Here is an 8,045-nt window from a genome sequence, read left to right on the forward strand (position 1 = left end):
ACATTCCTTTATTTTAGCTTATTTTCTTTTTAATCAATAATGCTTTAGCATTATCTCTTACAACTTCTTTTGTAATAATAATATCATAGTTTTTATATTCTGGTAATTCAAACATTAAATCCACCATCATTTCCTCTATAATACTCCTAAGTCCTCTAGCACCAGTTTTTCTTTCTAAAGCCAATTTAGCAATTTCTTTTAAGGCTTCATCTTCAAATTTTAAATTCACATTATCAATTGCAAAAAGTTTTTGATATTGCTTAACAATAGCATTTTTTGGCTCTGTTAAAATTCTTACCATATCATCTTCATCAAGTTCATTTAAAGATGCTATAACATGCAAACGCCCGATTAATTCAGGTATAAGGCCAAAATGAACTAAATCATCCGGTTCGATTTTATCAAGTAAGGCTTTATTTTCTTGAGTATTATCATCAAAAAAACCTACAACTTTATCACCTAACTTGCGTTTTAATATAAGATCTAAGCCATCAAAAGCTCCACCGCAAACAAATAAAATATTTGATGTATCTATTTGGATAAAATCTTGATTAGGATGCTTTCTCCCACCTTTTGGAGGAATATTTACAAGGCTACCTTCTATGATTTTAAGTAAGGCTTGTTGTACCCCTTCTCCGCTTACATCTCTAGTTATAGATCGATTCTCACTCATTCTTGCAATTTTATCAATCTCATCAATAAAAACAATACCTTTTTGAGCACGTTCAACATCTCCATCAGCAGCCTGTAAAAGACGTGTAAGTATATTTTCAACATCTTCACCAACATAACCCGCTTCAGTTAAAGACGTTGCATCACAAATTGCTATAGGCACATCTAAAAATTTGGCCAAAGTTTGTGCAAGCAAAGTTTTACCGCTTCCAGTTGGACCGACCAGTAAAATATTTGATTTAAAAAGCTCTGTATCATCTCCGTCGAGTTTTGATCTAAATAATCTTTTATAGTGATTATAAACACCCACGCTAAAAACTTTTTTAGCTCTTTCTTGCCCGATCACATAACGATCAAGATACTCTTTTAAAATTTTTGGCGTCATATCATTAAAATTAATATTGTGCCCTTGCTCACTTTCTTTAGTCTCTTTTTCTTCTCCAAAAATAATATTATAAGCTGCCTCAACACAACACTCGCAAATAAAAGAATTATGATCACCATTTTCCAAAATTCTTCTTTGAGAATTTTCAAATTCATTACAAAAACTACATTTTCTAGGCATTATTTTTACCTTTATATACTGGAATTCCACGCTTTGTTGTCAAAATAAAATCGCACATTTTTTTAACATTCTCACTTTGTGTGTTTTCAAGAAGCTCTTGGGCATTATCTTTTAAATTCCCTTTTCTAAATAGAAATTTAAAAGCTTTATTTAAAACATCCACTTCATCTTTATCAAAACGGCGGCGTATGCCTACTAAATTTAAACTTCTAATGCTAGCACGATTTCCTTCAGCTAAACAAAAAGGAACGATATCTTGAGATAAAGCACTCGCGCCTGCGATCATACAACTTTCTCCTACTTTTACAAATTGATGAATAGGTGTTAAACCTCCAACGACGCAAAAATCTCCAAGTTCTACATGACCTGCTAAGGTTGCGTTATTGGCTAAAATTATATTATGACCCAAAATGCAATCATGTGCGATATGACAATAAGCCATGATAAAAGCATTATCGCCTATACGTGTAAAGCCATCTCCTTTTATTGTGCCCGAATTAATAGTTACAAATTCTCTTATGGTTGCATTTTTACCTATAATAACACCACTTTTTTGCTCATCTTTATAAGAAATATCTTGAGGAATATCGCCCACAATAGCATAAGAAAAAATTCTAGAATGATCTCCTATTGTTGTATCTGAAAGAATTCTAGCTCCCTGTTTTATGGTAACATTATTTCCTATTTTTGCTTCTTTGCTTACATATGCATAGGCTTCAATTGTAACATCTTCACCAAGAATTGCACCTTCTTCTACCACTGCACTAGGATGAATTTTTGTCATTACTTATCCACAATCATCGCTTTAAGTTCGGCTTCTGCAACTAAATTTTCATCCACAAAAGCTTGACCTTTAAAAACCCACATATTACCACGATTTTTCACTACTTTCATTTCATAATCAAGTCGATCTCCTGGACGCACTGGATTTCTAAATTTTGCTCCATCAATGCCGGTAAAATATACAACTTTACTTTTAGGATCTACCTTATCATCCATACTTTCAAAAGCCAACACTCCACCCGTTTGTGCCATTCCTTCTAAAATTAAAACACCTGGATAAATAGGATGATCTGGAAAATGACCTAAAAAAACAGGATCACTAATGCTGATATTTTTGTATCCTTTAACTATCTCATTTTTCTTTAAATCAACAATTCTATCAACCAATAAAAAAGGATATCGGTGTGGTAAAATTTCTTGAATTTGCGATACATTTATCATTTAAAGCCCTCATGTGTTTTCTTCTATGAAAATTAAAATTTTACAAAAAAAATACTAACAAAAGCATAAAAATTATTTTTAAATTAAAAGAATTTTTTCCTCTGTATCAAAATAAATTTCACTTTTGGCACAAATTTCATAACGACCTTGATGAATTTGATCTAAGATAATCACGGGAGAGAGATTATAAGAATTAAATAATTTGTGACGTAAATTGATTTCTTGATTGATTTTTAAAGGCTTATTTAAAAACTCTTCAAAAGTCTTAAATTTATTTTTTAATAAAGAATTAAAATATTTAAAACTCCAAAAATTAATTTCATCTTTAAAACTGACATAAAAATCAACTTTATCTTTTTCTATGCTCAATTTTGTATAAGAATTTTTAAAATGAGAATAAAATAAAATATATGATTTAATTGGTTTTTTATCCAATTTTACTAAAGCGTTTAAAAGTCGGTAATTTAAAAATTTATCTCTTTTGATTTCAAATTTTTTTCCTTTTTTTTCAAGAGTTTTAATTTTTTTATAAAAAGCTATTCTAGATTCTATACTTGCGGGCAAAATTTGTCCATTAATCGGAGACATCAATTCATCAATAAAACTTTTATCCTGCTTTTGTTTTTTCAGTCCATAAATACACCCACAATAATTTTGATGATAAAGTTTTTGTTCTTTAGCTAAAGCAAATTGTCTTTGCGTTCCTCCATTTTTACGAAAATCTGGAGCTAAAAATTCTATACCATAAGGTTCGCATTCTTTTTGTAAAGCATTTTTTAATTGTTCCAAATCTTTTTTTGGGCTTGTTAAAAGCGTAGTGGTAAGTTTTTTTTGTCCTAATTTAGCGGCAAATTCTACACAAGACCTCATTCTTAAATCAAAACAAATCTTACATCTTGCGCCCTTCTCTGGCTCATCTTCAAATCCACGCACAGCATTGAGCCATTTCTCATACTCATATTCACCTTTATAAAGCTTGATTTTTAGCTTCTCGCAACTTCTTTTAACATCTAAAAATCGCAATTCATATTCACTTAAAGGATGGATATTAGGATCATAAAAATAACCTATAATTTCTTCCTTAGGATAAGCCTTTCTTAGCTCTTCTATAAAATAGTGACTATCTACACTACAACAAATATGTACAAGCATTAAAGACTTTCAAGCACTTTTAAAGCATGATCTTTTACGCGAACATTGCTATAAATTTGCATAATTTTTCCATTTTCATCAATCACAAAAGTCGAACGTATAATGCCTTCGTATTCTTTGCCGTAATTTTTTTTAAGCCCCCAAGCTCCATAAAGTTTTGCCACTTCTTTTTCATTATCACTCAATAAAATATGTTTTAAATCAAATTTAGAGATAAATTTTTCATGAGTAGAGGTGCTATCTGGACTTACTCCTAAAATCACAGCATTTTTATCGCTAAAACGATCATAATTTTGACTAAAATCACACGCTTCTGTTGTACAACCTGGGGTATTATCTTTTGGATAAAAATACAAAATCACTTTTTTTCCGATAAAATCTTTGAGTGCTATTTTAATTCCATCTTGATTTAAAAGCTCAAATTCGGGAGCTTTGTCTCCTATTTTTAAATCACTCATTTTGCAGCCTTTGCTTTAATTTGCTCTACACTCTCTCCGCCAAATCCTATATCATAATTTTCTACATCTTCTATCATTACAACTACTCTTTCTTTATTTTTATTATATTTTGTGCTTAAAAGATGAGTAATATCAGCTATAAGTTCAGCTTTTTTCTCCTTGCTTAATGCGGGTTTAGCTAATTTTATATTTACAATTGGCATTTTTTCTCCTTTTAATTTTTGTAATTATTTCAAATTTAATAAAATAAAACAATACTAATCATTGTAAAATCTGTAGTTATTTTTATAAAAATTTCAAGCTTTACTAAATTAAATCAAGCTTAATTCTTAATTATTTGCATTTAATGCAACCGAATTTAAAATATTATTAAAAGTTTATTGTTAGTTTATTTTTGATAGAATTGAGTCCTAAATTTTTAAAAATCAAAATTAAGGAAAAAAATGCCAGCTGATTTAAATGATTATTTTAATAAGAAAAATAAAAATTCCAATGAAAATAATCAAAAAAACTTTAATTTCAAAATGTCTGATTTTAAATTTTTTGGAAAAATTTCACCCTTTGTCTATACAATAGCAATACTAATCATATTTATTATACTCATCAAACCTTTTGTGGTGATTAACTCTGGAGAAATGGGAATCAAATCAAATACAGGTAAATACGATCCCGAACCTATCGCTCCGGGACTTCATTTTTTCTTACCTTTTATTCAAAAAATCACTATTATTGATACAAGAATACGACAAATCAATTATGCATCTTTTGAAGGTGCTAATGAAAATTTAAGTTCTGGATCAGGCGTTATCAATAAAAACAGTATTTCTGTTTTAGACTCAAGAGGACTTCCTGTATTTATAGATGTAACAGTGCAATACCGCTTAAACCCTTCTCAAGTACCACAAACCATTGCCACTTGGGGATTAAACTGGGAAAATAAAATTATTGATCCTGTAGTGCGTGATGTTGTAAGAAGTGTCGTAGGAAAATATACAGCCGAAGAATTGCCTACTAATCGTAATACCATAGCAGCACAAATTGAAGAAGGAATAGGAAAAACCATATCTGCTCAACCAAACAAACCTGTTGAACTTCGTGCAGTTCAATTAAGAGAAATCATCTTGCCTTCTAAAGTAAAAGAACAAATAGAACGTGTTCAAATTGCCAAGCAAGAAGCAGAAAGAGCAAAATATGAAGTTGAAAGAGCCAATCAAGAAGCATTGAAAAAAGCGGCTTTAGCAGAAGGTGAAGCAAATGCAACTATTATAAGTGCTAAGGGTAAGGCCACAGCTGTTAAAATTCAAGCCGATGCGCAAGCTTATTCTAATAAAGAAATCGCCAATAGCTTAAATAATTCTTTATTGACTTTAAAACAAATAGAAACACAAAAGGAATTTAACGAGGCTTTAAAAATCAATAATGATGCTAAAATTTTCTTAACACCTGGCGGAGCTGTGCCTAATATTTGGGTTGATACCAAAGATGCTAAAAAACAAAGCTCCTTTCAATAATTTTTAGGAAAAAACGGTGATAGAAAAAATAAGAGAAATAGTGCTTTTTTATACCACTCATTTATATTTGGTAGATTATATGCTCATTTTGTTTATTTTTTTTCTTTTCACCGGAGTTTCGCTTTTATGTGTTTTTTTACGCCATAGACCAGTTATAGCGCTTTTTATCATTGCTTTAAATTTAATTTTTTGCTTCATAGTCTTTATTTTTGGATTTAAAATAATAGATCACGAGGCAAGAAGTAGAACTCTTGAAATTATATCTCAAAGAATGCTACATACCTCTGGAGATTTAATTGTTGATTTTAATATAAGCAATACCTCAAAACATGATTTTAAAGAATGTAAAATTACAACAAAAATTTTTAAAAATGTCTCGCCAAAAGATAATTTTATCAATCGATATAAAAATAAATTTATACCTTATAGACAAAAAAGTGCTGAAGTAAAAAACTTAAAGAAAAATACAACTCAATTTCAAAGAGTTGCCTTTGAGAATTTTCAATATGAAAATAACTTCACCATACATCTAGCTTCAGAGTGTTTTTAATGCAACTTACAATTTATCACTTATTCGCTTTTATTGTTATAATTGTTTGTTTTGTTTTAATTTGTGTTTTAATTTTTTTAAAGATAAAGCAAAAAGAAATAGCTTTAATGGCTTATACCATCAATACTATTTTTTCCGCATTATTGATTTACTCTATTTTTTTAACCATCAATCAATTTACCGTTCAAGCTAAACTTGATAATTTATCCTATACTAGAGATTTAAGAAATGAAAGCGTTATCATTAATGGAAAAGTAGAAAATTTAACTCGATTCAATATTAAAAAATGCTATTTAATGCTTAATATATTCAATAAACAACATGTAAGTGGAGATATTTTTGACGATAAAAATATCCGAAATGCTAAAATGAAAAATATGAGTGTTTCTTACACTATAGAAATTATAGATAATCTTCCTGGAAATACTTACAAAAATTTTTCAGCTTCAGTGCCATTTCCACCAAGCTTTAATGATGTAGAATTTTATCATACTTTTAAATGTTTTTAAAATAAAATTTACTATTAAGTATTTATTATTACCTTTTAATTATTTTTTTTTAAAATAAATATAGATATTATATCCATTTGCAAAATTTAAATTATTTTTACGAAAGGATTAAAAGATGTTTAAATCTTTAAATATTGGCACAAAACTGATTTTATGTGCTGCCATAAGCATCATCATAGGATTAGCAATAATGATTTTTTTCATATCTTTACAAGTCTCTTCAAATATGGAAAAACAAGCTGAAGAAGCCATTACAATAGCTTCAAAAAGATATATAAACTATATGCAATCTGCACTTAACGAGCCTATAGTGCTTTCAAATACTACAGATATGGCGATTCAAGATATAATAAAAGATGATGGACAAGTTAATACTAACATAGTACAGAATTTAATTAAAAATACTTTAGATGGTAGCATTCATACCACTTATGCTTTTTTATATTTAAAAGATCCTTCAATACTTGTTGGCGGCGATAAAGACAAATTCTTAAATAAAGACGGCACCTTATCAATGATTTTTTACGATTCAACTCTAGGAAGTGCCGGTGGAATAAAAATAACTCCTTATGAAAATCTTTATCAAAATACTCAAGTTTTACAAAAAGTCGAGAAAAATGCTGATTTTAATAATCCTCATGTTGAATTTGGAAAACCTAAGAAATTAAACTATGGGTATGGCGAATTCCTAGGAATAAATTTTGCTATACCGCTTTTCAATAAAAGTGGAAAATATATCGGATCTTTAGGTTTTTCTCTAGAATTTTCAGAAATGTCCAAAACTTTACTGGATCCAAAATTAAATTTTCATGAAGGCGATCAAAGAATCCTTTTCTCGGATGATGCAAGATTTATTATACATGAAAATCCTAAAGCACTTTTAGAAAAAATAAGTGATTATAATCATTCTCCTTCTGTTAAACCTATCGTAGAAGCGATTAAGGGACATAAAGATTTACTTATGAATGATTTTCTTACTTCCACAGGATTTTTAAGCTATGCTTCTGTGGTATCCTTTAGCACACTTAATGATTCAAGTCACTGGAGTATATTAGTAACGACACCGCGTTCATCGGTTTTAGCTCCCGTATATAAATTACAATTTTCTATTATTATAATTGCTATTATCTTTTTAGTGATAGTTTTAGGCGTTATTTATATTTGCGTTAGAAAAATAATAAGCAGTAAAATCAGTATGACTTTGCATTATTTACAAAATTTCTTCCGCTTCTTAAATCATGAAACTAAAGATGTTCAAACTATAGAAATCCATAGCAATGACGAATTAGGACAAATGGGCAAAATCATCAATGAAAACATCCTTATGACTAAACAAGGTTTAGAACAAGATAACCAAGCTGTAAAAGAATCTGTTTCTACTGTTCAAGTAGTAGAAAAAGGAGA

9 protein-coding genes and 1 pseudogene are annotated in these 8,045 nt (G+C 29.2%); 4 read left to right on the forward strand and 6 right to left on the reverse strand.

Going from position 1 to position 8,045, the window contains the following annotated elements; translation table 11 throughout:
• Positions 1 to 13: 13 nt before the first annotated feature.
• From clpX to CQA75_RS01755, 6 genes are all read right to left on the reverse strand, one after another.
• Complete coding sequence (gene clpX, locus CQA75_RS01730) at positions 14 to 1,237, reverse strand: ATP-dependent Clp protease ATP-binding subunit ClpX (protein ID WP_171000066.1); 1,224 nt, start codon at positions 1,235 to 1,237, stop codon at positions 14 to 16.
• Positions 1,230 to 2,021, reverse strand: coding sequence for an acyl-ACP--UDP-N-acetylglucosamine O-acyltransferase (gene lpxA / locus CQA75_RS01735; RefSeq protein ID WP_137623337.1), 792 nt, complete (start codon positions 2,019 to 2,021; stop codon positions 1,230 to 1,232). The genes clpX and lpxA overlap by 8 nt, the downstream gene beginning before the upstream one ends.
• Positions 2,021 to 2,461 carry a 3-hydroxyacyl-ACP dehydratase FabZ gene (gene fabZ, locus CQA75_RS01740; protein WP_137623338.1) on the reverse strand — a complete coding sequence of 147 codons (441 nt, stop codon included), beginning with the start codon at positions 2,459 to 2,461 and terminating at the stop codon, positions 2,021 to 2,023. The genes lpxA and fabZ overlap by 1 nt, the downstream gene beginning before the upstream one ends.
• Before the next feature lie 78 nt (positions 2,462 to 2,539).
• A complete protein-coding gene (locus CQA75_RS01745) occupies positions 2,540 to 3,613 on the reverse strand; it encodes an epoxyqueuosine reductase QueH (RefSeq protein WP_137623339.1) in 1,074 nt (357 codons plus the stop codon).
• On the reverse strand, positions 3,613 to 4,071 hold the full coding sequence (gene bcp / locus CQA75_RS01750; protein WP_137623340.1) for a thioredoxin-dependent thiol peroxidase: 459 nt from the start codon (positions 4,069 to 4,071) through the stop codon (positions 3,613 to 3,615). The genes CQA75_RS01745 and bcp overlap by 1 nt, the downstream gene beginning before the upstream one ends.
• Positions 4,068 to 4,274, reverse strand: a complete 207-nt coding sequence (locus tag CQA75_RS01755) for a tautomerase family protein (protein WP_137623341.1) — start codon at positions 4,272 to 4,274, stop codon at positions 4,068 to 4,070. Before CQA75_RS01755 ends, bcp begins: the two co-directional genes overlap by 4 nt.
• A 240-nt stretch (positions 4,275 to 4,514) precedes the next feature.
• Between CQA75_RS01755 and CQA75_RS01760 the strand changes: the two genes are divergently transcribed.
• From CQA75_RS01760 to CQA75_RS01775, 4 genes and pseudogenes are all read left to right on the forward strand, one after another.
• A complete protein-coding gene (locus tag CQA75_RS01760; RefSeq protein ID WP_137623342.1) occupies positions 4,515 to 5,582 on the forward strand; it encodes a prohibitin family protein in 1,068 nt (355 codons plus the stop codon).
• Between the two features lie 19 nt (positions 5,583 to 5,601).
• The gene (locus tag CQA75_RS01765; protein ID WP_137623347.1) at positions 5,602 to 6,132 is read left to right on the forward strand and encodes a DUF2393 family protein; all 531 of its coding nucleotides are present in this window, start codon (positions 5,602 to 5,604) and stop codon (positions 6,130 to 6,132) included.
• Complete coding sequence (locus tag CQA75_RS01770; RefSeq protein WP_137623343.1) at positions 6,132 to 6,641, forward strand: DUF2393 family protein; 510 nt, start codon at positions 6,132 to 6,134, stop codon at positions 6,639 to 6,641. Before CQA75_RS01765 ends, CQA75_RS01770 begins: the two co-directional genes overlap by 1 nt.
• A 115-nt stretch (positions 6,642 to 6,756) precedes the next feature.
• Positions 6,757 to 8,045, forward strand: a pseudogene (locus tag CQA75_RS01775) (cache domain-containing protein); the annotation flags it as partial.

The sequence above is a fragment of the Campylobacter taeniopygiae genome, assembly GCF_005406225.1.
GTDB classification, from domain to species: Bacteria; Campylobacterota; Campylobacteria; order Campylobacterales; family Campylobacteraceae; genus Campylobacter_D; species Campylobacter_D taeniopygiae.

Excerpts from the sequence above, each read along its gene's own strand:
- CQA75_RS01745 (WP_137623339.1), bottom strand. The coding sequence starts at position 3,613 with ATGCTTGTACATATTTGTTGTAGTGTAGATAGTCACTATTTTATAGAA.
- fabZ (WP_137623338.1), bottom strand. The coding sequence starts at position 2,461 with ATGATAAATGTATCGCAAATTCAAGAAATTTTACCACACCGATATCCT.
- lpxA (WP_137623337.1), bottom strand. The coding sequence starts at position 2,021 with ATGACAAAAATTCATCCTAGTGCAGTGGTAGAAGAAGGTGCAATTCTT.
- clpX (WP_171000066.1), bottom strand. The coding sequence starts at position 1,237 with ATGCCTAGAAAATGTAGTTTTTGTAATGAATTTGAAAATTCTCAAAGA.
- CQA75_RS01755 (WP_137623341.1), bottom strand. The coding sequence starts at position 4,274 with ATGCCAATTGTAAATATAAAATTAGCTAAACCCGCATTAAGCAAGGAG.
- CQA75_RS01760 (WP_137623342.1), top strand. The coding sequence starts at position 4,515 with ATGCCAGCTGATTTAAATGATTATTTTAATAAGAAAAATAAAAATTCC.
- bcp (WP_137623340.1), bottom strand. The coding sequence starts at position 4,071 with ATGAGTGATTTAAAAATAGGAGACAAAGCTCCCGAATTTGAGCTTTTA.
- CQA75_RS01770 (WP_137623343.1), top strand. The coding sequence starts at position 6,132 with ATGCAACTTACAATTTATCACTTATTCGCTTTTATTGTTATAATTGTT.